General features: G+C 47.9%; 24 protein-coding genes. 8 read left to right on the top strand and 16 right to left on the bottom strand.

Annotated elements, in window-relative coordinates; all coding sequences use genetic code 11:
- Positions 1 to 54: 54 nt before the first annotated feature.
- A complete protein-coding gene (locus KNP91_RS02370; RefSeq protein WP_026833362.1) occupies positions 55 to 867 on the bottom strand; it encodes a LysR family transcriptional regulator in 813 nt (270 codons plus the stop codon).
- A gap of 107 nt (positions 868 to 974) precedes the next feature.
- Here KNP91_RS02370 and KNP91_RS02365 point away from each other — a divergent pair, with 107 nt between their 5' ends.
- Complete coding sequence (locus KNP91_RS02365; RefSeq protein WP_214848405.1) at positions 975 to 2,213, top strand: purine/pyrimidine permease; 1,239 nt, start codon at positions 975 to 977, stop codon at positions 2,211 to 2,213.
- 255 nt (positions 2,214 to 2,468) lie between these two features.
- Here KNP91_RS02365 and KNP91_RS02360 read toward each other — a convergent pair whose 3' ends face one another.
- The 3 genes from KNP91_RS02360 to KNP91_RS02350 all read right to left on the bottom strand — a co-directional run bounded on the left by KNP91_RS02360 (position 2,469) and on the right by KNP91_RS02350 (position 5,871).
- Positions 2,469 to 3,554: an MBL fold metallo-hydrolase gene (locus KNP91_RS02360; protein WP_214848402.1), complete on the bottom strand. Its 1,086-nt coding sequence runs from the start codon at positions 3,552 to 3,554 to the stop codon at positions 2,469 to 2,471.
- A 121-nt stretch (positions 3,555 to 3,675) separates the two neighbouring features.
- Positions 3,676 to 4,164: a general stress protein gene (locus tag KNP91_RS02355; protein ID WP_251135837.1), complete on the bottom strand. Its 489-nt coding sequence runs from the start codon at positions 4,162 to 4,164 to the stop codon at positions 3,676 to 3,678.
- Positions 4,165 to 4,284: 120 nt separating this feature from the next.
- The gene (locus KNP91_RS02350; protein WP_214848394.1) at positions 4,285 to 5,871 is read right to left on the bottom strand and encodes a peptide chain release factor 3; all 1,587 of its coding nucleotides are present in this window, start codon (positions 5,869 to 5,871) and stop codon (positions 4,285 to 4,287) included.
- Positions 5,872 to 6,269: 398 nt separating this feature from the next.
- On the opposite strand from KNP91_RS02350, the gene KNP91_RS02345 reads away from it, so the two are divergent.
- Positions 6,270 to 7,517 (top strand): MDR family MFS transporter, encoded by a 1,248-nt coding sequence (locus tag KNP91_RS02345; protein WP_214848391.1) that lies wholly within the window; start codon positions 6,270 to 6,272, stop codon positions 7,515 to 7,517.
- Between the two features lie 82 nt (positions 7,518 to 7,599).
- Here KNP91_RS02345 and KNP91_RS02340 read toward each other — a convergent pair whose 3' ends face one another.
- Together KNP91_RS02340 and KNP91_RS02335 are read right to left on the bottom strand one after the other, a co-directional pair.
- Positions 7,600 to 8,226, bottom strand: coding sequence for a histidine phosphatase family protein (locus KNP91_RS02340; RefSeq protein WP_214848388.1), 627 nt, complete (start codon positions 8,224 to 8,226; stop codon positions 7,600 to 7,602).
- Positions 8,227 to 8,332: 106 nt separating this feature from the next.
- Positions 8,333 to 9,133: a globin family protein gene (locus KNP91_RS02335; protein WP_214848386.1), complete on the bottom strand. Its 801-nt coding sequence runs from the start codon at positions 9,131 to 9,133 to the stop codon at positions 8,333 to 8,335.
- A gap of 140 nt (positions 9,134 to 9,273) precedes the next feature.
- Between KNP91_RS02335 and KNP91_RS02330 the strand changes: the two genes are divergently transcribed.
- From KNP91_RS02330 to KNP91_RS02320, 3 genes are all read left to right on the top strand, one after another.
- The gene (locus tag KNP91_RS02330; protein ID WP_214765200.1) at positions 9,274 to 9,714 is read left to right on the top strand and encodes an RrF2 family transcriptional regulator; all 441 of its coding nucleotides are present in this window, start codon (positions 9,274 to 9,276) and stop codon (positions 9,712 to 9,714) included.
- Positions 9,715 to 9,805: 91 nt separating this feature from the next.
- Positions 9,806 to 10,819: a hypothetical protein gene (locus KNP91_RS02325; protein WP_214765202.1), complete on the top strand. Its 1,014-nt coding sequence runs from the start codon at positions 9,806 to 9,808 to the stop codon at positions 10,817 to 10,819.
- Positions 10,820 to 10,842: 23 nt separating this feature from the next.
- Positions 10,843 to 12,144, top strand: a complete 1,302-nt coding sequence (locus KNP91_RS02320; RefSeq protein ID WP_214848383.1) for a VOC family protein — start codon at positions 10,843 to 10,845, stop codon at positions 12,142 to 12,144.
- A gap of 37 nt (positions 12,145 to 12,181) precedes the next feature.
- Here KNP91_RS02320 and KNP91_RS02315 read toward each other — a convergent pair whose 3' ends face one another.
- Positions 12,182 to 12,505, bottom strand: a complete 324-nt coding sequence (locus KNP91_RS02315) for a hypothetical protein (protein WP_214848380.1) — start codon at positions 12,503 to 12,505, stop codon at positions 12,182 to 12,184.
- 92 nt (positions 12,506 to 12,597) lie between these two features.
- Here KNP91_RS02315 and KNP91_RS02310 point away from each other — a divergent pair, with 92 nt between their 5' ends.
- Positions 12,598 to 13,023 carry a DUF2621 family protein gene (locus KNP91_RS02310; protein ID WP_214765206.1) on the top strand — a complete coding sequence of 142 codons (426 nt, stop codon included), beginning with the start codon at positions 12,598 to 12,600 and terminating at the stop codon, positions 13,021 to 13,023.
- A gap of 32 nt (positions 13,024 to 13,055) precedes the next feature.
- Here the strand turns inward: KNP91_RS02310 and KNP91_RS02305 are convergent, their stop codons facing one another.
- Both KNP91_RS02305 and KNP91_RS02300 read right to left on the bottom strand, forming a co-directional pair.
- Entirely contained in the window at positions 13,056 to 13,538 is a 483-nt protein-coding gene (locus KNP91_RS02305; protein ID WP_114596177.1) for a CcdC family protein, read from the bottom strand.
- A gap of 15 nt (positions 13,539 to 13,553) precedes the next feature.
- Positions 13,554 to 14,252 carry a cytochrome c biogenesis CcdA family protein gene (locus tag KNP91_RS02300; RefSeq protein WP_214765208.1) on the bottom strand — a complete coding sequence of 233 codons (699 nt, stop codon included), beginning with the start codon at positions 14,250 to 14,252 and terminating at the stop codon, positions 13,554 to 13,556.
- 213 nt (positions 14,253 to 14,465) lie between these two features.
- On the opposite strand from KNP91_RS02300, the gene KNP91_RS02295 reads away from it, so the two are divergent.
- Positions 14,466 to 14,663: an aspartyl-phosphate phosphatase Spo0E family protein gene (locus tag KNP91_RS02295; protein ID WP_214765210.1), complete on the top strand. Its 198-nt coding sequence runs from the start codon at positions 14,466 to 14,468 to the stop codon at positions 14,661 to 14,663.
- Between the two features lie 408 nt (positions 14,664 to 15,071).
- Positions 15,072 to 15,977, top strand: a complete 906-nt coding sequence (locus KNP91_RS02290) for an SH3 domain-containing protein (RefSeq protein ID WP_214765212.1) — start codon at positions 15,072 to 15,074, stop codon at positions 15,975 to 15,977.
- Positions 15,978 to 16,031: 54 nt separating this feature from the next.
- On the opposite strand, the gene KNP91_RS02285 is transcribed toward KNP91_RS02290, so the two are convergent.
- The 7 genes from KNP91_RS02285 to yneA all read right to left on the bottom strand — a co-directional run bounded on the left by KNP91_RS02285 (position 16,032) and on the right by yneA (position 23,522).
- Positions 16,032 to 17,798, bottom strand: coding sequence for an ABC transporter ATP-binding protein (locus tag KNP91_RS02285; protein ID WP_214765214.1), 1,767 nt, complete (start codon positions 17,796 to 17,798; stop codon positions 16,032 to 16,034).
- Positions 17,788 to 19,545, bottom strand: a complete 1,758-nt coding sequence (locus tag KNP91_RS02280) for an ABC transporter transmembrane domain-containing protein (protein WP_214765215.1) — start codon at positions 19,543 to 19,545, stop codon at positions 17,788 to 17,790. The genes KNP91_RS02285 and KNP91_RS02280 overlap by 11 nt, the downstream gene beginning before the upstream one ends.
- Before the next feature lie 118 nt (positions 19,546 to 19,663).
- Positions 19,664 to 19,894 carry a YneF family protein gene (locus KNP91_RS02275; protein WP_012370001.1) on the bottom strand — a complete coding sequence of 77 codons (231 nt, stop codon included), beginning with the start codon at positions 19,892 to 19,894 and terminating at the stop codon, positions 19,664 to 19,666.
- Positions 19,895 to 20,002: 108 nt separating this feature from the next.
- Positions 20,003 to 21,991 (bottom strand): transketolase, encoded by a 1,989-nt coding sequence (gene tkt / locus KNP91_RS02270; protein ID WP_214765217.1) that lies wholly within the window; start codon positions 21,989 to 21,991, stop codon positions 20,003 to 20,005.
- 194 nt (positions 21,992 to 22,185) lie between these two features.
- Entirely contained in the window at positions 22,186 to 22,422 is a 237-nt protein-coding gene (locus KNP91_RS02265) for a DUF896 domain-containing protein (RefSeq protein WP_012369999.1), read from the bottom strand.
- A 113-nt stretch (positions 22,423 to 22,535) separates the two neighbouring features.
- Positions 22,536 to 23,189, bottom strand: coding sequence for a YneB family resolvase-like protein (locus KNP91_RS02260; protein ID WP_214765219.1), 654 nt, complete (start codon positions 23,187 to 23,189; stop codon positions 22,536 to 22,538).
- 45 nt (positions 23,190 to 23,234) lie between these two features.
- Positions 23,235 to 23,522 (bottom strand): cell division suppressor protein YneA, encoded by a 288-nt coding sequence (yneA, locus tag KNP91_RS02255; RefSeq protein WP_214765221.1) that lies wholly within the window; start codon positions 23,520 to 23,522, stop codon positions 23,235 to 23,237.
- Positions 23,523 to 23,686: the final 164 nt, after the last annotated feature.

Genomic DNA, 23,686 nt, shown 5'->3' with positions numbered 1-23,686 from the left:
CTTCCTGTTTCTTATTCTAGTATCCTATAAAATCCCTTTTTTAACAATTCGTTCTTACTCGTGGACAATCGAGACCCATTGTTGGGTCAGCGCCGATTGACCGTCTTCCGTCAACCAGACAAGAGCCGTCGTACTCGTCGCGTCCGGTAACCGTTCCCGCACCAGTCCCGTCATGTCGAGCTCGCGGAGCGTACTTTCCGGTAACAGTGTCACCGCCTGTCCACTGCGGACAAGTCCAATCAAAGTCAAGACGTCGGAACAGGTTTCCTGTGAGACGACCCCAAACTGCTGGCTGAGCGTTTGAAAGACACCAAGTCCTTCCTGACTCGGAATGATGACATCAGCATCCGGGAAATCGGGATGATGGACTCGGTAAAACGGTTCCTCTTCCATCCATTCGATCGTGACACCTTGTGCCTCAATCGGCAGCCGGACGAGTGCCACGTCGATCGCATGATCCTTCAAACGATCAATCAAGGCCGCGGACTCGCCCTGATGAATTTGCAGCGTGATCCGGGGATGGCGTCGTTTCATCTCTTGTACCCATCCCGTCAATCGACCGGCGGACAACGTATTGACCCCGATCCGTAAGATGCCGGTCCGCCCTTCCTTGATGTCACTGACTTCAATCCGCGTTTCCGCTTCGTACCGCAACAAGGAGACGGCCCGTTCATACAACCGCTCACCGCTGGCCGTGATTCGGATGCCGCGTCCCGCCCGTTCAATCAGCCGTACACCAAGCAACTCTTCCATCTTTCGAATTTGCTGGGTCAAAGCAGGCTGTGCCATCCGCAGTCTTTCCGCCGCCCGCGTGACGGATTGTTCTTCGACGACCGCGCAAAAATAACGATATTGACGTAAATCCATCTTCATCATCTCTTTCATATGTTTTCAGTCATAAATATGTATGAATCATAACATCAATCATATGATATGATGCTGAAATCAGCGATTTTTAAAAGGAGACGATTTTTGTGAAACGTACGACATCCACGGTCCAGTGGATCATTTTCTTATTAGCCAATACGATTGCCTTGCCCATCGTCGTTGCCAGTCTGTTCGACCTCTCAAGTGTTGAGACGGCCGCACTTGTGCAACGGTCCTTCTTCGTCGGCGGGATTGCCTGTTTTCTCCATGGTGTCTTCGGTCACCGCTTACCAATCGTGTCCGGTCCGGCCGGTTCATGGGTCAGTATTTTTGTTGTCATCGCCGCGTTGCCGGTCGATTCAAAGACGGCCTTCACGATTGCGATGGCCGCTGTCGTCATCGCCGGCGTTGTCCTGATTTTCCTCGGATTGACGGGTTGGACGCGCTTCTTATTACCGGTCTTTACGCCGCTCGTCAGCGGAACGTTTTTGCTTTTATTATGTATTCAACTGACCGGCGTCATGCTCGGAGCAGTGCTTGCCGTTGAAGCGACACGACTCGCCGGCATTCTGACATTCCTGCTTGTGCTCGGACTCAGTCAATTCGGTCCGACGCGTTTACGGCCATTCGCTTTGATGATCGGTATTGTCGTCGGCTGGCTGGTCAGCCGTCCGTCGCTGCCGGAAGCGTCCGGTGTCTTCGCCTTTCCGACCGCTTTACCGTTCGGGATGCCGCAATTTGACGGCAGTGCGTTTTTGGTTGCGATTCCGTTTGCGATTCTTTTGATCGTCAACTTAATTGCCGCGTTAAGCGCCGTCGAAGCGACGATTCAGAAGAAAGGGGTCTTGAATCAGGGGCTGACGGTCGAAGGGATCATTCACTTGATCGCGGCGACGTTCTCGACGCTCGTTCCGGTCCCGTTGCCAATCACAAGTGGTTTCATCGCTCAGACGGGAAGTAAGGAACGCCGTCCGTTTTTGATTGCCTCACTTGTCATCGCTCTGGTCGGGTTTTTCCCGAACATCATCGGCATCATCGCGACGTTGCCGCGCAGCGTTGCCAGTGCGGCATTGCTTGCGACATTACCGCACATGTTCCTCATTGCCTGGCAGTCCGCTGAAAGCAGTATGACGACGAGCCGTCGTAAACATGCGTTTGCGATTTGCGCCGTCATCGGAATCAGCATCCTTCTGCAATCGACGGTGCTTGCGGAAATCCTGCCGCTGACGTTACGTCCGTTCTTCAGTAACGGCCTACTGATCGGCACGATGCTTGTCCTCGGGTTTGAAGTCATCGAACGTTTGCGTTCACGACGTGAGACTCAATCAGAACGACTCGCCGGTTAATCCGTATGTCAAAGTAAAATCCCCACTTTCTCGCAATAGGCGACAGAGTGGGGATTTTGTGTTTGACATCATATGAAAGCAGTCGATTCAACTCGGCTTCTTCCCGTGACTCCTACAGGAAAAAGCGCACGTTTTTTGCGCTGTCAGAGACACGAGCCGCGGCTCGTGTCTCGCTTGAGGAAAGTACGGGAAAGGAGGACGAGTTTCACTTAACTTAACTTAACTTAACTTAACTTAACTTAACTTAACCTAACTTCACCGCACCTCACGCCACCATTTACGCGTCTGACTCGCAGTCGTGACACTCTCACCAATCATTGGTGTCACGACCGGGACGTCGTGTTTTTTCGCTTCCTTCAACACCCGTTCGACCGGTTCAAACCACGGGTGGAATGCCAGCGTAAACGCCGACCAGTGGACGGGAATCATCACGTCCCCTTTGACATCAAGATGCGCCGCGATCGTCTGCTCCGGCAACATATGCGAACTTGACCAACGGGTATCGTATTGTCCGCATTCCATGATCGTTAAATCAAACGGACCGTATTGTTCCCCGATGGCTTTGAAGTGAGGACCATACCCGCTGTCGCCGCTGAAGAAGACTTTTTTCGATCCCTCGATCACCCATGACGCCCAAAGCGTCGAAAATTGATCGAGCCCGTTGCGCCCCGAGTAGTGCCGGGCCGGTGTTGCCGTCAGGCGGAGACCGTTCGTCTCGACCGATTCATGCCAATCGAGTTCGGTAATCCGGGCCGGATCGACACCCCAGCCCTTTAGACGACTCGCGACACCAAGCGGAACGATGAACTGACCGACCCGGTCTTTTAACGCCAGAACCGAATGATAATCCAAGTGGTCATAATGGTCATGCGAATAGATGACGAGGTCAATCGGCGGCAGGGCATCCAGATCGACCGGTGCCGTCGTCTGGAACCGTCCACCCCCAATTTTCGGGAACGGTGACGGAGCACGTCCGAGCATCGGATCAAAGAAAATCGTCTGATGATCCAGTTCAAGCAGAAATGCCGAGTGACCGAACCAGGTCACGCGTGGTTCCGTTCCGTCCGTCCGTCGCTCAAAGGGAACAACCGGCAACGGTTTGACCGGTTTTAAGGACGGTAGCTCCCGTCCGTAATCTTTTAAGATGCTTTTCATTGTGTCCCATTCCATCTTTAATTGGAACGGCAGTTCATTTTGAAACTTTCCGTTCGAAAACTGAGGCGAACGGGCATAACGCTGTTGATCTGACTTTGATGGTCGGCGCCCGAATAACGGATAACGGGTCATGAAGACCGCTCCGAGAACGCCGAGACCAGCAAGTGTTGCGACTGTTTTTTTCATTTCTCTTCACCTCTTTGATACGTTCAGTATAGCACCGGCGATTTTCAAAGCGGTAATGAACAAACTTCACTTCTTGAAAAAAGACGCCAAACTGAAAAGCTCAGCTTGGCGTCCCGGTTTATTAATCTACATCATCGGCTTTCCATTTTGAACGGTCGCTCTTGTCGTGATCATCTGAATGCTCTGATTCATAATCATTGATGCCCGGATTTTCGACTTTTCCACCGTGACGGTCATTCTCATCATTTAAGTGATCATGTGTATGGTCGTGATCATGGTCGTGGTGATGGTCATGATCGTGTGCATGATCATGGTCATCGTGCCGGTCTTTTGCGAACAATGCAATTCCTCCCCGCTCGACTTCCTGGTAATGGCGTTCCGCTTCGTCATCGGAATGACCGACTCGTTTTAACGTTTCCCGAAGCGGCGGCTCATGACTGAACTTCGATTTGATTTGGTCGATCCAGGATGCACCCGATGTCTCATCTGCTGCATCGTCACGTCCCACTACTGAGAAATCAGAATCTTTATGTCCTTGCTGTTTTAACGCTTGCATTCTTTGATGTAAACTCGATTCATCATGAAAAATGCCGATAAATTTTTTCGCCATCGTCAACACCATTCCTCTCACAGAGATATGAATTCACAGACTCCAATTTTTACCCTTCTTTTTGAATCTCAAAACGAAAAAAACGTATCTTCCAGTGAATCGGAAGATACGTTCATGATATTAATCTTTGAGCATTTGTGGTGAATCAACGAGTGTGATGACACCCTCATTTTTCTGAACGAATCGTTCGTAGACGAAATCATTTGCAAACAAGAGAACCGGGTTTTCCCAGCGGTCGTAGACGAGGACAGTCCGTGAATCTGTCAATTTCTTGACTTCACTGATTTCTGTCACTTTGACCCACTTCGCGACTTGGAAGTTCGCTGCATCTTTTAGGATATCAACGCCGTATTCCCCTTTGAGGCGGTGTTCGAAGACTTCGAATTGAAGTTGACCAATCGCTCCGAGGATGATCTCGTTGTATTCCGTCTTGTAGACCTGAATCGCTCCCTCTTGCGCAAGCTGTTCGACGCCTTTTTGGAATTGTTTTGATTTCAGGGCGTTTTTCGTGAAGACTTTCAGGAACAGTTCCGGTGCGAACGTCGGCAAAGCCTCGTACTGCAGGCTCGGATCACCGTTCGTGATTGTATCGCCGATTTGGTAGTTACCGGAATCGTACAGACCGATGACATCGCCGGCAAACGCTTCGTTGACCGTTTCCCGCTCATCTGCCATGAACTGTGTCGATTGCGACAGCTTCATCTTTTTACCGGTCCGCGTCAGGACAACTTCCATCCCGCGGTCGAACTTACCGGTACAAATCCGGACGAACGCGATCCGGTCACGGTGGTTCGGGTTCATGTTTGCTTGGATTTTGAAGACAAAACCGCTGAAGAAATCTTGTGCCGGCTCGATTTGTCCTTTGTTCGACTCACGCGGAGTCGGTGACGGTGACAAGTTGAGGTAATGCTCAAGCAACGGTGTAATCCCGAAATCAACCAAGGCAGAACCGAAGAAGACCGGTGTCAATTCACCTTTCGCAATCAATTCTTCATTGTATTCATTGCCGGCTCCGTCGAGTAAATCAACTTCGTCGACTAACGTGTCATACATTTCATTGTTGATCGTTGAAGCCAACTGATCGTTTGCGAGTCCTTCTTCGCCGAGATCAATCGTCAGACGATCGTTTTTAAAGCAGTGGAACTTCTCGTTGACACGGTCGTAGACACCTTCGAACTGTTGTCCTGATCCTGCAGGCCATGTAACAGCAACCGACGGAATCCCGAGGACTTCTTCAAGCTCTTCCATCAATTCGAGCGGGTCACGTGCTTGACGGTCCATCTTGTTGATGAACGTAAAGATTGGAATCCCGCGCATCCGGCAGACCTGGAACAGTTTTTTCGTTTGGGACTCGATCCCTTTCGCCGCATCGATGACCATGATTGCCGAGTCGACGGCTGTCAGGATCCGGTACGTGTCTTCCCCGAAATCGGAGTGACCCGGTGTATCCATGATCGAAACGATTTTTTTGTCATATTCGAACTGCATGACGGAAGAGGTAACAGAGATTCCCCGTTGTTTTTCGATCTCCATCCAGTCGGATTTCGCAAATTTTGAGTTTTTCCGTGCTTTGACGGATCCGGCTTCCCGGATTGCTCCACCGTGGAGCAGGAATTTTTCGGTTAACGTCGTTTTCCCGGCATCCGGGTGGGAGATGATACCGAAGATCCGGCGTTTCTCGACTTCGGTTTGAAGTAATTTTGTCATGTGTGGTAATTCCTTTCACCTATATATTCAACCTCGATACAGATACTTTTTCGCAACTAGTCTATCATACCGAATTTTCGCAGTCTCGTCCATTTCACTTTGTTGACCCAATTTTCAGAATTTATCTTGACAACCCCGCTCCATCTTCTATACGATGACGAGGAAGTCACTATTACAAGAAGGAGGAGACGTACAATGTCACAATCATTTGATCAGCAACAACCGATTCACGTATTGGCTACAACTGTACGTCACCCAATCGTTTAATTTTCAATTAAGCAGGGTGTACGTATGCGTATACGTACATGCTGCCCTCTTATATCAGGACGGGTATGCCCATATTTGTGCGTATCCGTCTTTTCTATGGTCTAAAAACGGAAATATAAGGGGTTTTGTTTATGTTTACTGCGTTAAAACAGCTTGACCGTAACATCTGGATCCGGTTCGTCGGGGAAACGATTACCGGAGTCATGATGTTCATGATTGCACCATTTCTTGTTCTATATTATTCGGAACAGCTCGATTCGTATTTTTTGGTCGGTCTGATCATGGCGACCGGCCCGATCATGTCACTGTTCGGGTCTTTCCTCGGCGGACACCTGGCCGATCTGTACGGCCGCAAACCGTTGATGGTCATCTCGATCGTCGGGGATGTCATTGCTTTAATCGGCTTTTCATTCGCTGATTCATTCTGGCCGTTACTATTGATGAATGCCTTGCTCGGTCTGACGAATTCCTTGTTCCACCCGGCAGCAAGCGCCATGGTCGCCGATGTCACACCGCCGGAACGGCTTAATGAATCATTCGGGTTGCTCCGGATGGGACATAATGTCGGAGCCGCGTTCGGACCTTTGATCGGAAGTGCCGTCCTGTTCATCGACCGGTCGCTGATTTTTTACGCTGCTGCCGCTGTCTTTTTCCTGTATGCCCTGGTTTTACTGCTGTTCATCCAGGAAACCAAACCGGATCAGATCGAACATACGCACGACGAACCAAAGCTGTCGGCTTTCACCGTCCTGCGTAAGGATCACGTCTTCCTGGTGTTCATTGCTGCCGGCGTCTTCATCTCGATGGGCTTCGCCCTTGTTGAAAGCATGTTGCCGGTTTTCCTGAAGGAAGCGTTACCCGGGCTGCCGAACGATAAAAATCCGTTCCCGTACCTGATGGGATTAAACGGCTTTATGGTCGTCTTGTTCCAGTTCCCGGTCGCCGCCCGCTTGTCCGGTAAAGCATTCGGTAAAGTCATGTTGCTCGGGGCATCGATTTTCGGACTGGGGATGATTTTACTCGCCTTCATCCCGTCATATCTGTTCTCGCTCGGAACCGGCTACATCGTGCTCGTGACGATTTTACTCGTCATCTACGCGCTGTATACGCTCGGCGAGATGATCATGTCGCCGGTCCAGATGACATTCATTGCCTTAATTGCCCCGGAACATCTGCGCGGAACGTATAACGGTGCCGCCAGTATCCAGTGGCTGATCGGCGGAGTCACGGCGCCGTTACTCGGTTCCTTGTTCCTTGACTCCGGAAACGGACAATACGCGCTTGCCGGTGTCGGTGTCGCCTGTTGTTTGTCCGGTCTCGTCTATCTTGCCCTTGACCGCTCGATCCAGCGCGCGAAACGGTTATCGCGGTCGGCTTGATGAACGTCATTTAGATGACCAAAACACCCTGAACCGGACACTGGTTGATCAGTGCCTGGTCCAGGGTGTTTGTATGTAGTCGTTACAATACCGATTCTCGGTCGATGTGCTTCATATCTCCTTCAAGTACGATGGAATATCCCTGTTCCGTCGATTCGATGATGGTCAGGCTCGTTCCGTGAATGAACGGAGAAGACATCCACAACTGCTCCAGTCCATTCCCCTTAAAATGAGCTAACAGCACGTTGATCGCAATACCGTGCGTCACGATTAAAACCGTTTCTTCTTGATGCTTCAGTTGGATGTCTTTAAAACACGCCAGCAGCCGATTTTTCAGCACATCAAAGTTTTCTCCTGTTTTCGAGCTATACAGATGAGGTGTTTTCCAAAACGAGGAATAGCCTTCTAAATCATGTTGTTCAATCGTTTCCCGCGTCTGCCCTTCCCATTCGCCCATATGTATTTCCTTTAATCGGTCATCTGTCTCAATCGGTGTTGACCATCCGTCACAAATCAATTGGGCCGTTTGGTAGGCACGTTCGCTCGGACTGGAATAGACAGCTTGAAACGGGATGTCTTGCAGACGCCGTCCCAATTTTTCGGCGTGAGAACGTCCTTTGGCGGTCAACGGGGAATCTCGCCACCCTTGCAGCCTGTCCTCGAGATTCCATTCCGTCTCACCGTGACGCGTCAGATAAATAGTCGGCATCTATGACCCTCTTTTCATATTTTTTCTTTATTTTACCATTCCATAAAAGAAGACACCAAAAATGACTTCAGGATTTCTCTGAAGCCATTTCACTATCAAATTCAAGTCAGGACGGAAGGACACCGTCCGCGATGAACGGACTGAATATGACCGGCAACGGTTCAAGCGTTCGTTGGACGTCTGCTATAAAGCGACTTGACCCGCTCGCAAAGGTGATTGGATCCCCCATCGAAATCAGTTTCAGGAACTGTTCGAGTTGCTCGTCCCACTCTTCCGTCTGCATGCTGTGGAAAACCAGTCCTTGTTTCGTTAGATCATTTAACGTCGTCATCAATTTTTCGGCCGACGGTTTTTGGTTTCTGACATGCAAAATTGTTGTTTGACGACCGCTCATTAACGCATAACGGGCTTCGTCGATGATTGCCCCTAAATGATGTTGTTCGGCAATCAACAAGACATCCAGCCGTGCCCAGTCGCCGTGACTTTTGTACTTATAAAAATGACGGCACGTCTCAACAAGTTGATGATGGACGATTTCCCAGGCAACCATGACCGGAGCGGTTGCTTCGAGCCCGAGTTCCGACCGGATAGCATCGAGCAATTCTTCGCTGACGATTTCCGGATACGTCATAAGAAAGGATTTTGACTGATTGATTTCGTTTAATAAAATCAATTTGAACAACTCACTCGACTCTTGTTGCTTCGTCACGTGTTTTAACAGTTGTCCGAGTCGAAGAATCCGTAACTCTAACGTTTGTGCTGTAGTCGTTTGACTTTCTATTTCTTCTAATAATACGCTATACTTATCTTCCAATTGTTTATAAAAACGACTCGCAATCCGAAAACTCTTCTGTTCCATCTCCCACTCAACTGTTTGCAACAGATATAATGCCTGATCAAAATGCATGACATGACCTACCTTCCCCGCTTATTATGGCAAAATCTTTCCCTAAATTCAATCTCCAAAATGCATCTTTAGATATGCACATTCAAACTTGTACTTCCTATTAATCTTCTCTAACATGTGTAGTTAAGTAGGTGATGAAAATGCGCATGACACGTTATACGGATTATGCAATCAGATCCCTGTTATTTGCCGGGGCACACTCTGATCGATTAGTCCGAATCCAGGAAGTAGCGGACTGTTACGACATTTCTAAAAATCATCTGATGAAAGTCGTCTATCGTTTAGGACAAAATGGATTGATTCATTCTGTTCGAGGTCGAGGTGGCGGATTCCGTTTGGCAAGCCCGCCGGATGAAATTTATATCGGTGACGTAGTGCAACTGTTTGAACCAACAACCCATTTTCTAGATCCACTCGAAGGGACATCTGAACTCCCTTCTTTAGACCCTGCACGCGAAGCCTTTGATGACGCGATTGCTGCGTTTCATCAAGTCTTGAACAGTTACACGATAAATGATTTGCTTCATCCAACAAGTTCCACCCATCGACAAATCCTTGAAATGATTCCGAGCCGCGACTAATCGTGGGCGGAATCATTTTTTTGTTCAGCGACATCCGGGACGCCTTCTGAATCCGTGCGTGGTATACTTATATAAGAAAGGAGGGGTACAGATGAACCCTCACGAAGAACTCAACAGTTTATATCTCCGCTTAAAAGAGGCAGATCCGTCACTCGAACGTGGTGAATCACTTTGGACCATCTTTGAGGATACGACCGACGCGACACTCCGTCCCCTTGCCTTGTGGACATTTTCTCAAAACCAATTTGATTTGGGTCACTTCCGCTCTTTTTTAGTTTCCTTTTCTTTATTAATGGATTGGGTCCGGAAAGATGAATTGACTTTAACGCCTAAACAAGAACTCGATCTGTACTGGAATTATAAATCCTATTTAATTTATGCAGCCGAACAGGAAGATATGCCTGTTGCTTTACTCGAAGAAGATTTCGACCGGTTCGTTGATTTTTGTGACGCCCATGGCTTTGCCCGGACACGCGACTACATCGGCTTCATGATTTACAGCAAGCTCGGTGACGAAGAACAGGCCGATCATTACCTTTCCAAATGGGTCGACGCTCCGTCCGACGAATTAAGTGACTGCCCGTCTTGCGAAGGCTTCAGCCGGATGACGTATGCCATCGAACGCGGTTACGAAGACCGGGCCTTGTTACTGTACGCTGCCATCCGTCACGAACGCGGTTGTTCGCGGATGCCCGACCAGGCCCATCCGTTCATTCTTCCGTTGTTCATCAGCCGGAAAAAAGACCGGTTCGACTGGACGGAACAGTTGATTCAAGAAGTCAAACGCGTCAAACCGCTCTTCACAGGCGGCGATGAACCGTATCACCTCTATGCCGCGATGTATTACGACGACAAGTACGTCTGGTCGATGGAAGAGAAAAAACAGTTGATTCCGTTGTTGACGGACCGTGGTTACCTGCAGTTCTTACTGGCTCACTATGCAGCGTCTTACCGGGCTGCCCGGCATGCCGAAGTGGCCTATCTCGGAGTCCTGCGCTCCAATATTTATGAAGTCGCCCAGGAACTGGATCGACGGATCGACGGACACTTTTACTTGAACTTCGTCGAACGCGAACTTAAACGGGTGACCGAATTCATCGTTTAATTTTCTTGAGAGGACGTGTCAGAATGTTAGATCACATACAGTTAGCTTCCCCAAGAAACTCGGAAGAACAGGCTCGGGCTTTTTATGCCGGGCTTTTACATATGAAAGAAGTTGAAAAACCGCCGGGTGTCAAAGCAAGCGGCGGTGTCTGGTTTGAATCGGATGGCACTGCCCTCCACCTCGGAATCGAGGAGCCGTTTCAACCGGCGGCAAAAGCACATCCGGGTCTGACATTTGCGCACCTGGACGACTTGGCGAACCGGTTGCAAGCGGCCGGGTATACCGCTCAGTTTGATGATCGTCTCGCACCACGCCGCCGGTTTTTCACAAATGATCCGTTCGGCAATCGGATTGAATGCATCGAACAGCAAATTCCCGTCATTGTGCCGAAGCGTCTGGCGAACGGTTCGCATGTTCGTCTGCTTGCACCGGCGTCAAGTCTTGCGACGGTCGAGTCAAGGATTCTCGATCAGGCGATCACGGTTTTGGAATCGTTTGGCTTACGGGTCTCGATTAGTCAGCATGCCCGGGCATTGAATCCGTTCGGTTCGAGTGATCCGGCATGCCGCCTGGACGATCTCCATACCGCATTCGCCGACCCGTCGATTGATGCGATTTTATGTGTCCGCGGCGGCTTCAGTTCCAACGAATTGCTTGACGGACTGGACTACGATTTAATCCGGAACAATCCGAAGATTCTCTGCGGTTTTTCCGATATTACAGCGCTCAGTCATGCCCTTTTGACGAAAAGCGGACTCGTCACCTACTCGGGACCGATGTTACGTGCCCTCGCCTCCCGCGATGCCTATACGTTACAGTCATTCGAACAGGTGTTGTTCGACAGCGGAACGATGCAGGTCCAGCCGAGTGTCAATTGGCATGATCAGCATGAAGGAAAAGACATGACACTTCCGAACCCCGGACCCGTCATTCTCTCAAAAGGCTCCGGCAGCGGACGTCTGCTCGGCGGGAATCTTTGTACGTTGAACCTTCTGCAAGGGACAACATACTTCCCGGACTTACGCGACAGTATTCTGTTCCTTGAAGATGATTACGAGGTCCATCCGGCAACTTTTGCCCGTGACTTCGCCTCCCTGATGGCACAGCCTGGAGCAGATCAAATTCGGGGAATCGTCTTTGGCCGCTTTCAGCTCGCAACTCAGATGACAGATGAACACCTGCGTTATCTGATCAGCCTGTACCCTGCCCTCGCGTCGATTCCGGTCGTCTCCGGCGCGGACTTCGGCCATACGATGCCGCTGTTCACTTTCCCGATTGGCGGGACCGCCTCGATCGAGGATGACAGAATTTCCATCCAACATTAAAAAGAAGGAGTCGCGGCGATCCGCGTCTCCTTCTTTTTTAATAGTCGAGCAATCTCGAAGCATCAATTTGACGCTTCGATCCATCTGCGAACATCTCGAGTGTCACAAGGATTTTATGATCGGTCAAATCGTATCGTACCAACGTGAAGTCTTCGAGCGTCGAAATCGTCTTAAACGTTTTTCCGACCGTGAACGCCCGCTTGCGGCTTGCGTCCTGAGCAGGAATCGTCACGAAGACAACCGTGATGTCCGCTCCGTTCGTATCATAATAAAATTCGACGACACGTCCGTCCGCCGTCTCCGGCAAGAGCCCTTTTTGAGGCCGTCCGGACTCGTCGAGTTGTACATAAGGTTGTAACATCGTTCCGCCTCACTTTCCCCGTCATTTATCATAGCATGACAAAAAAAATTATGCTAATGTATAAGTGATGTTGAAAGGGGGATGAGTCACGGATGGCATGGTTCATGAACGGAATTTTGCTCTGGGGCTTTATCATGATCACATTGATGGCAATTGGCGGTTTCTTCATGTTCCGGAAGTTCCTTAAGAAACTTCCGAAAGAAGACGGCAAATCGATGATGGACTGGGAAGATGAATACATCGACCAGACCCGCCATTTATGGACGGATGAAACACTTGATTTATTAAATGCACTCGTCATGCCTGTCCCGGCTGCTTTTCGGGATGTCGCACGTCGGAAAATCGCGGGACGGATCGGGCAGTTTGCACTGGAAGAACGGGCAACCGAGATGACGTCCGAGTTGGTCGTCAAAGGCTATATTTCTGCGACACCGAAACGGGATCATAAATTCTTGAAAAAAGCCTTACGCGAACACGCCATCGATTGGCGGGATTACGAACTGTATTTCCAAAACTAAAAGGAAGGACTCTCTCGCGAGAATCCTTCCTTTTAGTTTTGCGGTAAATGTTTGACCGGAACGATTCCCGACTTGACCTGCTTATACTTCAGGTACATCGCAATCCGCCAAGGCACAATCATTCCAAAGGCGACGAGATAAAAAATTCCGCCCGTCTCAAAAATATCAATTTGCCCGCCGATGACAAACTTCGCGACGGTCCGGACAATCAGAATCCCGAACAGGACGATGAAAAAGGCTTTCGATCGTTGCAAATAAATTTGTCCTTCGGCTTCGTAAAAATTAGACGTCTTGATCAAAAAAATACTGAAGATCATCCCGATCAATAACGCTTCTGCCACTTCCGTCCAGGTCAGACGTGATGCCGGATATAAAAACTGCAGCATCCCGGTCGACATGGCGAAGGGCGGAATTAAGATTTTTTTAGCGTTCGTCGGTTTAGCCGAAGCTTTGACACGAATGAAGCTGATCAGTAAACCCATGACGAGCGCAACCCCTGTTGATACCCAAATCATCCCATCACTTCCTTGTTAAAATCCAGTGAATCCTACGATATCACTCATCCATGCAGCGAATGCACTGAGTCCGTCAAAATACAGGACGATTCCGAACAACATCATCAATGCTCCACCGAATTTTGTCATCTTTAAACTGTATTGAACGAATAATCTCGAACGACCGACGAAAAAGGCCATCAATAAAAATGGAATCGAGAATCCGAGCACATAAAACAGCATATACAACATACCTTGACTCGGGTTCGTCGCTGCCAGTCCGATGACACCTGCCAAAATCGGACCCGTACAGGGTGTCCATCCGGCAGCAAAACCAATTCCGACAAGGATGGTACCGATGTACCCGCCCTTTCGTTCACCTAAATTGAGTTTTTTCTCACGCATCAAGAATGTCGGTTGCCACAAGCCAAGCAACACCACACCAAATACGAAAATCACGAGCGCACCGACCATCCGTAATGTGTCACGGTAGGTAATGAAGACGTCCGCCAGTAAGGAAGTCGATAGGCCAAGAACAGCAAACACCATCGCAAATCCAACCAAAAAGGCTATGGTATGCAACAGTGACCGTTTTTCTCTGACCCCTTTTTCTTTCAAGTCCGTTACAGAAACACCGGTAATATAAGAGAGGAATACCGGATATAACGGAAGCGTACAAGGTGAGACAAATGACAACAACCCTGCACCAAACGCTAACCAAAGCGAGAGCTCCATTTCAGCAGCTCCTTTCTAATAAGAAGAAGTTCCTTCTCTATTTTGCCAAACTAATCGACATTTAGCACCTATTATCTTCCGAAAGATAAAAAAGATTCGTGACAATTGAAATTACAAAAAAATTACATTTCCTCAAAACAGATGAAATGTCGTTGCACTGCCAGAAACCACTTGCTAGAATATGGATATGACACCAATGTAAGGGAGGATTCTATGACAAGCCATCATCTATTGACTTTAGCGATCGAAGCAAAACGAAGTGAACTATATCATCAAGCGGATCGGTCTAGTTTCACCTCCCCGCATGTTTTAAAGCTGAGTCATGAACTCGATTTATTATTACTGGAGTATTCTCGTTTCGTTCAAAAGTATACGTACCATTCCTGCGCGAACGAATCCGTCTTAGGATAAAATACAATTTGTCGTTTGGGCAAGACGATAATCGACTCCTATATATATTTATGAAAAAACCGCTGACGAGTGATAACCGTCAGCGGTTTTTTGCGTTTCTTCTATATAATGCGTTTTTTATTTTTAACTCTTTAAGAAAATCTTTACTTTGTCTCTTTACTTCTTTTTTTGAGTCTTTAGTTAGGTGAATAGTTAGAATATTTCTTCTAAAGTACGTCTAAAGTCCTACTTTTTCTTTATTTTACCAAGCATTATGACCTAGGCATGACAAAACATGCATTTTTGCAATCTGTTTGTCATACTAGCTCCGTTTGTAACTTGAATGACTCTGACCTGTAAACGCACAAACCGGAATTGCCGTGTAAAGTAGGAACAGTAAACACAGCATATGTCAGGAGGACATCAATAATGAAAAAAGCAGTTTTCGCTGCAGGTCTTGCAGCAACGGCTCTATCAGTAGGATTCGCCCAAGAGACAGAGGCTGCCTCAGAGACGGTAACAGTAAATACAGCGGTATTAAATGTACGCACAGCACCTACAACGGCATCAGCGGATGTAGGTAACGTATATAAAGGTCAAAAATTAAATGTCGAAGGACGTTCTGGCGCATGGATTCAAACAAACATCAATGGCCAAAAACGTTATGTACACGGCGCATACACTTCAGCCGGTTCTTCATTCGACTTTAAAAAAGCTACAGTCACTACGGCAGTATTAAACGTTCGCACGCAACCTACTACAAACTCTAAAGACGTTGGCAACTTGTATAAAGGCCAGTCCGTTAACGTAGAAAACAAAGTCGGTGCTTGGATCAAAACAACAATCGACGGAAAAACTCGTTACGTACACAGCGCTTATACAACTTTAGCGGGTTCAGCAACAAAAGCACCAGCGGTCAAAGCTCCAGTAGCTAAACCGGCAGCACCAGTTGCAAAACCAGCTCCAAAAGCAGCAGCTCAACCAGCTGCAGCAACAAAACAAACTACAGCAGCTAAATCAGGTACGAAAGTAACAATGAATGTTTCTGCGTACACAACTGATCCATCAAACAATGGTAGCCGCCTTTACAATGGCCGCGCATTGACTGCTAGTGGTTACGATGTCACAAATACGATCACGTACAATGGTATGCGTATCGTTGCAGCATCAGCTCAATACCCAATTGGTACACGCATGCACATCTCAGGTATCGGTGAAGCAATCGTACTTGACCGTGGCGGCGCAATCCAAGGTAACAAACTTGACCTTCTCGTTGGTTCACAACAAGAAGCACTCAACTGGGGACGTCAAAACGTCACAGTTACTGTCTACTAATTTTAAACACAAACAACCTGCCGGGCGAGATCGCCTGGCAGGCTTTTTTGTGTCTTATGATACCGACGAAACGTGACCGGATTGCAGTTCATACATCTTTTTATATAATCCATTCTTTTCAATCAGTGTCTGATGGTTCCCTTGTTCGATGACTTCCCCTTGATGCAGGACTAAAATCAGATCCGCATCCTGGATTGTCGACAACCGGTGGGCAATCGCAATCGTTGTTCGTCCCTGCCGCATCCGTTTTAAAGCGACCTGCACTTTTTCTTCCGTTTCCGTATCGATCGAACTTGTCGCTTCGTCGAGAATCAAGACTTTCGGGTCACGTGCCATCGTCCGGGCAAACGAAACGAGTTGACGTTCTCCGGCAGAGAAGGTAGCTCCCCGCTCCGCAACCGGACTGTCATATTGTTCGTCGAGCTGATTGATGAACCCGTCTGCTTGAACAAAGCGGGCTGCTTCCTCCACTTTTTTGAATGGAATGGACGGATCAAACAACCGGATGTTATCGGCGACACTGCCTGTAAACAGGAATGAATCCTGTAAGACCAGACCAACATGACGCCGCAGTTCGTCTTCCGGCAATTGTTCGAGCGGCTGTCCGTCGATCAGGATCCGGCCTGACTGATAGGAATAAAAACGCATCAGAATATTAATAATCGAACTTTTCCCACTGCCGGTCTGACCGACCAGAGCGACAGTCTGTCCTTTTTTCGCTTCAAACGAAATCCCTTTCAAGACTTCCTTCTCTCCGTCATAACTAAAGCGGACATTGTCAAAGACAATATGTCCTTCTGTAATATCCGCGTCCCCTGCAATCGTCTTCGCAGGTTCCGGCTCATCCGTATCGAGCACTTTAAAGACCCGGTCCGCCGAGACAATTGCCTGTTGGAATTCAGACAGGCGTTGCATGATTTGCTGGACCGGTTGAAAAATCCGTTCCATATAACTGATAAAAGCATAGACGACTCCGACTTGAACCGTTTGTGAAAATGACAGGACACCGAAGTACGTAATCAGGGACGCAATCGTCAGTGCAAGCAGCAGTTCAATGATCGGACGTAACAGCCAGCTGTCAAGTTTCAGGTTCTTGTAACGGCCGTTTTGATGGGCGATGTTCGTTTCTTCGAACTCTGCCATCAGCCGCTTTTCCTGCCGAAACTGTTGGATGATGGCCATTCCGTTGATCGACTCATTTAATTGTCCGTTAATCTTCGATAATAAATCCCGGACTTCCGCATAATATTTCGTCGAGTAACGACGGTAAATCCAGATGATGAAATAAAACAGCGGCAATAAGACTAACGCAATCGTCGCCAGGCGCGGTTCAAGCAGATACAGGAAGATATACGTTCCAATCAGTTGGACCCCGCTTTGGACGAATGTCGACAAAACGCCGATGTACAGCTCTTTGATTGCTTCTGTATCATTCGTAATCCGTGAAACGAGCACGCCGGCCGGTGTCCGGTCGAAGTAACCGAGCCGAAGATGCATGACGTGACGGAACACATCAATCCGGAGCCGTTGAATGACTTTTAAGGCAATTTTTTGGAACTCAAACGCCTGTAAATAATCGACGACGATACCGGTCGTATGCAACAGCAAGTAAACACCGAATAATAACGCGACTTCCTGGACCGGATAGTTCCCGACGGCCACATAATTATCGATGAAGATTTTGACGAGATAAGGTCCTCCGAGCTTTGCTCCGGTCGTCACGAGCAACAGTAAGAAGGCGACTAAAACCTGTTTTTTAAACGGTTTGACGAAGCCAAGCAATCGTCGCAAGACCGCTTTTTCATTAATATCATGATTCAAGCGTTCCACCTCCCTGTTCGACGAGTGATTCCAGTTGCTGACGGTCGTAGGTTTCTTTATACCAACCGTTCTTTGCAAGCAATTCGTCGTGTGTTCCCCGTTCAATGATTTTTCCCGCATCGAGAACGATGATTTCATCCGTATGCGAAACGGCTGACAGACGGTGGGCAACGATGATTTGCGACTGCTCATTATCCGCTGTCCGGAAATGTTCGATGATCGCTTCTTCCGTCTTCGCGTCAACCGCTGACAACGCATCATCGAGTACCAGAATCGGACAATCTGCAAGCAATGCCCGGGCAATCGAAATCCGTTGCTTTTGACCGCCGGATAACGTGACGCCGCGCTCCCCGACCATCGTCGCGTACCCTTCCGTAAAACCGAGAATATCCTCATGTACGGCAGCAATCCGTGCGGCTTCCATGATTTCTTCCATCGAAGCATCCGGTTTTGCAAAGGCAATATTATCGGCAATTGAAGCAGAGAACAGGAAATGGTCCTGCGGTACGATGGCGACCTGTTTGCGGACCGTTTCCCGCGTCAATTGTTTGACGTCTTGTCCACCAATGGCAATTGATCCATATTTGACATCGTATTCGCGTGATAACAGACGGACGAACGTCGATTTCCCGGCACCGGTCCGCCCAACGACTCCAAGTGTCCGTCCCGGTGTCAACGTCACGTGGATATTTTCGAGTACAGGTTGTGTATCATAAACAAAACGATCGACCGCGACCTGTAAATCAGCAGATGCGACGGTCGTCGCTGCTTCTTTGGCATCCTTGATTTCCGGCTCGATTGCAAGCATCCGTTCGATCCGATCGTACGAGGCACGTCCCCGTTCAACGATATTAAACAACCAGCCGAACGCGAGCATCGGCCATGTCAATAATCCTAAGTATGTAGTGAAAGACACGATGTCCCCGATCCGAATTTCGCCTTGCTGCAATAAATAGGCACCGTATCCGACGGCAATGATATAAGACAAGCCGACCAAACCGAAAATCGTCGGATCAAATAAAGCATCGATTTTTGCGACCCGGCGGTTTTTTTGTACGACATCGTCTGACAGCGATGTAAACGTACCGACATCCGACTCGACTTCCCCGGTTGCTTTTAAGACCCGGACCCCGCTGACGCTCTCTGCGACTTTATCATTTAAATCGGAAAAGGCTTCCTGTGCATCATGAAACCGCGAGTGCAGCATCTTGCCGTAACGTGATGTCAAATACACCATCAACGGCATCGGTAACAGGGAAACAAGTGTCAGTTTCCAACTGATTGTCGTAATCATCGTGATGATGACAAAACTCCCCATCGTCACAGAATCGACGAGTGTCAAAATACCGGCTCCAGCCGTCATCGAAACCGCTTGCACATCATTTGTCGCATGAGCCATTAAATCCCCGCTGCGGTACTTTTTATAAAACGATTGATCCAAGTCTGAAAAATGACCGTATAACTGACTTCGTAACAACCGCCCGAGCCGGATTGATGCACCGAAGATGAAGAACCGCCAAAAATAACGAATCACATAAGTCGATACCCCGATTAAGACCAATGTGCCGACCAATTTCCATAAATCATTTTTCGTCAAGCTGCCTTCACTCAGACCGTTGACCGTCGAACCGATTACTTTCGGCGGAATCAGTTCCAGTCCGGCAACAAAAATTAAAGCAACAATCCCCAAGCTGTAAGATTTCCATTCGAGTCGGAAAAACCAACTCAATTTCCTGAAGACTCCCATACAAGTCCCCCCTTTTTAAATCGATTGAGTATTTCTAATAGTCTCACATTTTAGATTAGCCATCTTCCTAAAAAATAGCAAACAAAAGGAGACCAAATTGGTCTCCTTTTACAAGTCATTATTTTTTCGGTGATTTCATTGAACCACTCATTGAACGCATCACTTGGTTGACTTTCTTTTGTGATGGCTTTTGACCCATTTGCATCATCAATGTCTTAATCATATCTTCGTTGATTGGTGGGTTTTGCTCCAAATAGTTCATCATGTATCGGCGAGCGATATAGAAACCAAGGGCGACACCAGCTACCAAGCAAAGAAGGGCAATTAAAATCCAAATCCATGTAGCCAAGTTGCTTCCTCCTCTAACTTCAAACGTCGCTTTTTACTATACTATAATTTAAAGCCTTTGCATAGATAATGCAAAAAAAAGGTGCGCGCGTTTGCGCACCTTTCTTCATTAACCGAGTTGCTTAACTGTATTTAGAACATTTTCGACAGACATGCCGTACTCTTTTAACAGAAGATCTCCAGGAGCAGAAGCACCAAAGCGATCGATTCCGATGACTTGACCTTCTGTTCCTACATATTTATACCAACCGAGCGAAGCTCCGGCTTCGATTGCAAGACGCTTCGTGATGCGTTTTGGCAAGACCGATTCTTTATATTCAGCTGATTGTGCTTCAAACAATTCCCATGATGGAAGTGAGACGACAGCTGCCGTTTCGCCGAGTTCTTTTTGTGCTTCAACGAGCAAGTGCACTTCAGAACCTGTTCCCATTAAGATTGTATCCGCTTTTTCAATGTCACCCGCGATGACATATCCGCCTTTTTCAGCGCCTTCGACTGTCGTACCTTCGAGTTCAGGCAATCCTTGACGTGTCATGACGAGAAGTGTCGGTTTGTTTTTCGATTGAACTGCTGTTTTCCATGCGGCAATCGTTTCTTTTCCGTCTGCCGGACGGTAAACTGTCAGGTTCGGCATCGCACGGAAGCTCATCAAGTGTTCAACCGGCTCGTGTGTCGGACCATCTTCACCGACTGCAATTGAGTCATGTGTCAGGACGAAGATCGACTGGATACCCATCAATGCTGCTAAGCGGACTGCCGGGCGGAGGTAATCCGAGAAGACGAAGAATGTCGCACCGTAAGGAATGACACCACCGTGTAACGCCATACCGTTGACAGCTGCTGCCATCGCGAACTCACGGACACCAAACCAGATGTTACGTCCGCTCGGATCGATGTCGAAGTCTGCTTCCCCTTTGAGCATCGTGTTGTTTGATCCTGCTAAGTCAGCTGATCCACCGAAAATGGACGGGATGTTTTTTGCGAGAGCGTTTAACACTTCACCACTTGTCTGACGTGTTGCTTTTTTCGATGTCAGATCGTATGTCGGAAGGTCTGCTTCCCAGTTGCTCGGCAATTCGTTGTTGATCGCTTGAACAAGCTCAGCGTGCAATTCCGGATGTGCTGCTTTGTATTGTTCCATTTTTTCTGTCCATGCTGCTTCTGTATCAGCACCACGTTTTTCGATGCGCTCTTCGAACAAGTCTTTGACTTCTTCCGGCACATAGAATTCTTCGTGATCCCAAACGTAGCTTGCTTTCGTCAACTTGATTTCCGCGTCACCGAGTGGTGCACCGTGTGAAGCCGATTTCCCTGATTTGTTCGGTGAACCGAATCCGATGACCGTTTTGACTTCGATCAATGTCGGTTTTGTTGTTTCAGCTTTCGCTGCTTCGATTGCTTTTGAAATCGAATCGAGATCCGTTCCGTCTTCGACACGGATGACTTGCCAGTTATACGCTTCAAAACGTTGCTGGACGTTTTCCGAGAACGATTTATCAAGGTCACCGTCAAGCGAGATATCGTTTGAATCATACAGAACCACGAGTTTACCAAGACCTAAATGTCCTGCGAGTGAAGCCGCTTCTGCTGAAACACCTTCCATTAAATCACCGTCTCCGCAAATCCCGTATGTGAAATGATCCACGACGTTTAAATCGTCACGGTTGTATTTCGCTTCGAGGTGACGCTCTGCCATCGCCATACCGACAGCCATCGCGATGCCTTGTCCGAGTGGACCAGTCGTCGCATCGACACCTGCTGTGTGACGGTATTCCGGGTGACCCGGTGTTTTTGAGTTCCATTGACGGAATGACTTCAAGTCATCCATCGCAAGATCGTATCCTGATAAATGGAGGAGTGAGTAGAGAAGCATTGAACCGTGTCCTGCTGAAAGTACAAAACGGTCACGGTTGAACCATTCTGGATTTTTAGGGTTGTGGTTCATATGATCCGCCCATAATGTAAATGCCATCGGTGCTGCACCCATCGGCATTCCCGGGTGACCCGAGTTCGCTTTTTGTACTGCATCAATTGATAAGGTACGAATCGTATTTACTGCTAATAATTCTACTGTTGTCATGTTCGTCAAAACAATCATCCTCTCTCTTTTTCACAAATTCCTTCTCATTTTAGCATACCCGCAAATGTGATACAACTTTTCTAAATAGTATGTCACATTAAAATGAATGCGCTATCTATTGCCGTTTTCTTACTACTTTCATGATACACATTACGAACTTTTTATCAAAAAAAGCTATCCCACTCATCCCATTGAGTGACATAGCTTTTTCGTTATTGTTTATTGCGTTCTTCTTCTTGTGCCTGCTTCAATTTTTCAGGTGTTACGTCCGTTCCTTCTTCATCGACGATTTTAATGCCCATCATCTGATTTTTGAATGAACCGCGGAATGCTTCGAGATACGCTGTCCGTAATTCTTTTTGTTCCGCCGTTTCCGCATCTGTTAGCGGTTCGACTTTTGATTTATTGGCCAGTTCATTAATCCGGTCTAATTGTTCTTGTGATAACATGATATCCCTCTTTCTGTTGACTCAAATATGAGTTTTAAATCGTAATCCTACTGTAAAAGACCCACTAAAAAAAAGCAAGTTTGATGCGCCGCTGACGCACCAAACCTGCTTCCTTATTCATACGTACTGATGACTTCTTTATATTCCAGATAACGCCGGTTGACGGTCGCTTTCGAAATGTCGTGTCCCATGCCTCTCAGCGTCACGGCGATGTCCGCAAATGTCAGCCCTAACTCACGTAAGCGGACGATTTCTTCGATTGGCACTTCTTTTCGGCTCCGTCCGGCGTTCTCGCCTTGCCGATTGAGATTTTGTTCGGGACGGAAGCCGTTTTCAACAGCTCGCCGCATCCCGCGGGCAATCTTCGCATTATGCAGTTTCCGTTGATACTCTTCGACGAGCGATACGATCTCAAGCACCATCGCTTCAGCGTCCGCCAGTTTATACTCGCCATCCGATTCCATCGTCATCAGTTGAACCTGATGTTTTTGGAACGTATGTAAAATGGCGATTTTGGCATTCCCGCGTCCGATCCGCGTATCATCCGTTACGAGAACGGCATCCACCGCTTGACGTGTGACGTAATCAAGAACGGATAACATCCCTTCCCGGTCAACGTCGTAACCACTTTCTTTTTCCGTGATGATATCCACGACTTCAAATCCTTTTGTTGCAGCGAGTCCCGACAGTTCTGATCTTTGCCGCTCAAGCGAGCTGTCCTGTGCTTCTTTTTCCGTCGAGACGCGACAGTAGATTACTACTTTCATCGTACTTCACACCCCTGTTCGTTCATTGACAACTTTTACAGTTTGTCATTGTTGCGCGATTGGTACAACGATTTTGTTTTTCGAAATGACATGTGTCGTCTTTAACTCATTGTTCTCAATCAACCATTCGACATATTCTTGGTCCGTCATTGAACCGTCGTTGTATACTTCCGCTACCTGTTCGACGGTCGCGTTCTGGTCTACTGTAACGGAAGTCGTTAACAGCTGTTCGACCTTTTCATCTGGGCGAGGCGTTAAGAGAAAAAGAATGAAGGCAAGGCTGAGCGTATAAAAAACAATGGAAAAGGCATGGGTACGGATTGAATGCATCATGATGAATCCCTCCAAATTAAAATGATTTAGAATAAACGTTCGCGGAACAATTGTTCGCATAACTCATCTTAAACCAGGAACCGGTGTTCGGTCAACATAAAATGTCGAACAATTGTTTGTACGCTCATTTGTTCTATGTTATAGTGATTTTAGAAACATGTATT

The organism is Exiguobacterium sp. s138 (assembly GCF_018618775.1).
Taxonomy (GTDB): domain Bacteria; phylum Bacillota; class Bacilli; order Exiguobacteriales; family Exiguobacteriaceae; genus Exiguobacterium_A; species Exiguobacterium_A artemiae.
Note: the sequence above shows the minus strand (reverse complement) of the source record. Positions and strands in the feature narration are given on the sequence as shown.

What these genes read in the sequence shown, in the direction of transcription:
- KNP91_RS02320 (WP_214848383.1), top strand. Translation starts at nt 10,843, where the DNA reads ATGTTAGATCACATACAGTTAGCTTCCCCAAGAAACTCGGAAGAACAG.
- KNP91_RS02295 (WP_214765210.1), top strand. Translation starts at nt 14,466, where the DNA reads ATGACAAGCCATCATCTATTGACTTTAGCGATCGAAGCAAAACGAAGT.
- KNP91_RS02360 (WP_214848402.1), bottom strand. Translation starts at nt 3,554, where the DNA reads ATGAAAAAAACAGTCGCAACACTTGCTGGTCTCGGCGTTCTCGGAGCG.
- KNP91_RS02280 (WP_214765215.1), bottom strand. Translation starts at nt 19,545, where the DNA reads ATGGGAGTCTTCAGGAAATTGAGTTGGTTTTTCCGACTCGAATGGAAA.
- KNP91_RS02265 (WP_012369999.1), bottom strand. Translation starts at nt 22,422, where the DNA reads ATGTTATCACAAGAACAATTAGACCGGATTAATGAACTGGCCAATAAA.
- KNP91_RS02340 (WP_214848388.1), bottom strand. Translation starts at nt 8,226, where the DNA reads ATGCCGACTATTTATCTGACGCGTCACGGTGAGACGGAATGGAATCTC.
- KNP91_RS02300 (WP_214765208.1), bottom strand. Translation starts at nt 14,252, where the DNA reads ATGGAGCTCTCGCTTTGGTTAGCGTTTGGTGCAGGGTTGTTGTCATTT.
- KNP91_RS02260 (WP_214765219.1), bottom strand. Translation starts at nt 23,189, where the DNA reads ATGAAAGTAGTAATCTACTGTCGCGTCTCGACGGAAAAAGAAGCACAG.
- KNP91_RS02330 (WP_214765200.1), top strand. Translation starts at nt 9,274, where the DNA reads ATGCGCATGACACGTTATACGGATTATGCAATCAGATCCCTGTTATTT.
- yneA (WP_214765221.1), bottom strand. Translation starts at nt 23,522, where the DNA reads ATGATGCATTCAATCCGTACCCATGCCTTTTCCATTGTTTTTTATACG.
- KNP91_RS02305 (WP_114596177.1), bottom strand. Translation starts at nt 13,538, where the DNA reads ATGATTTGGGTATCAACAGGGGTTGCGCTCGTCATGGGTTTACTGATC.
- KNP91_RS02310 (WP_214765206.1), top strand. Translation starts at nt 12,598, where the DNA reads ATGGCATGGTTCATGAACGGAATTTTGCTCTGGGGCTTTATCATGATC.
- KNP91_RS02290 (WP_214765212.1), top strand. Translation starts at nt 15,072, where the DNA reads ATGAAAAAAGCAGTTTTCGCTGCAGGTCTTGCAGCAACGGCTCTATCA.
- tkt (WP_214765217.1), bottom strand. Translation starts at nt 21,991, where the DNA reads ATGATTGTTTTGACGAACATGACAACAGTAGAATTATTAGCAGTAAAT.
- KNP91_RS02325 (WP_214765202.1), top strand. Translation starts at nt 9,806, where the DNA reads ATGAACCCTCACGAAGAACTCAACAGTTTATATCTCCGCTTAAAAGAG.
- KNP91_RS02370 (WP_026833362.1), bottom strand. Translation starts at nt 867, where the DNA reads ATGGATTTACGTCAATATCGTTATTTTTGCGCGGTCGTCGAAGAACAA.
- KNP91_RS02350 (WP_214848394.1), bottom strand. Translation starts at nt 5,871, where the DNA reads ATGACAAAATTACTTCAAACCGAAGTCGAGAAACGCCGGATCTTCGGT.
- KNP91_RS02335 (WP_214848386.1), bottom strand. Translation starts at nt 9,133, where the DNA reads ATGCATTTTGATCAGGCATTATATCTGTTGCAAACAGTTGAGTGGGAG.
- KNP91_RS02315 (WP_214848380.1), bottom strand. Translation starts at nt 12,505, where the DNA reads ATGTTACAACCTTATGTACAACTCGACGAGTCCGGACGGCCTCAAAAA.
- KNP91_RS02355 (WP_251135837.1), bottom strand. Translation starts at nt 4,164, where the DNA reads ATGGCGAAAAAATTTATCGGCATTTTTCATGATGAATCGAGTTTACAT.
- KNP91_RS02345 (WP_214848391.1), top strand. Translation starts at nt 6,270, where the DNA reads ATGTTTACTGCGTTAAAACAGCTTGACCGTAACATCTGGATCCGGTTC.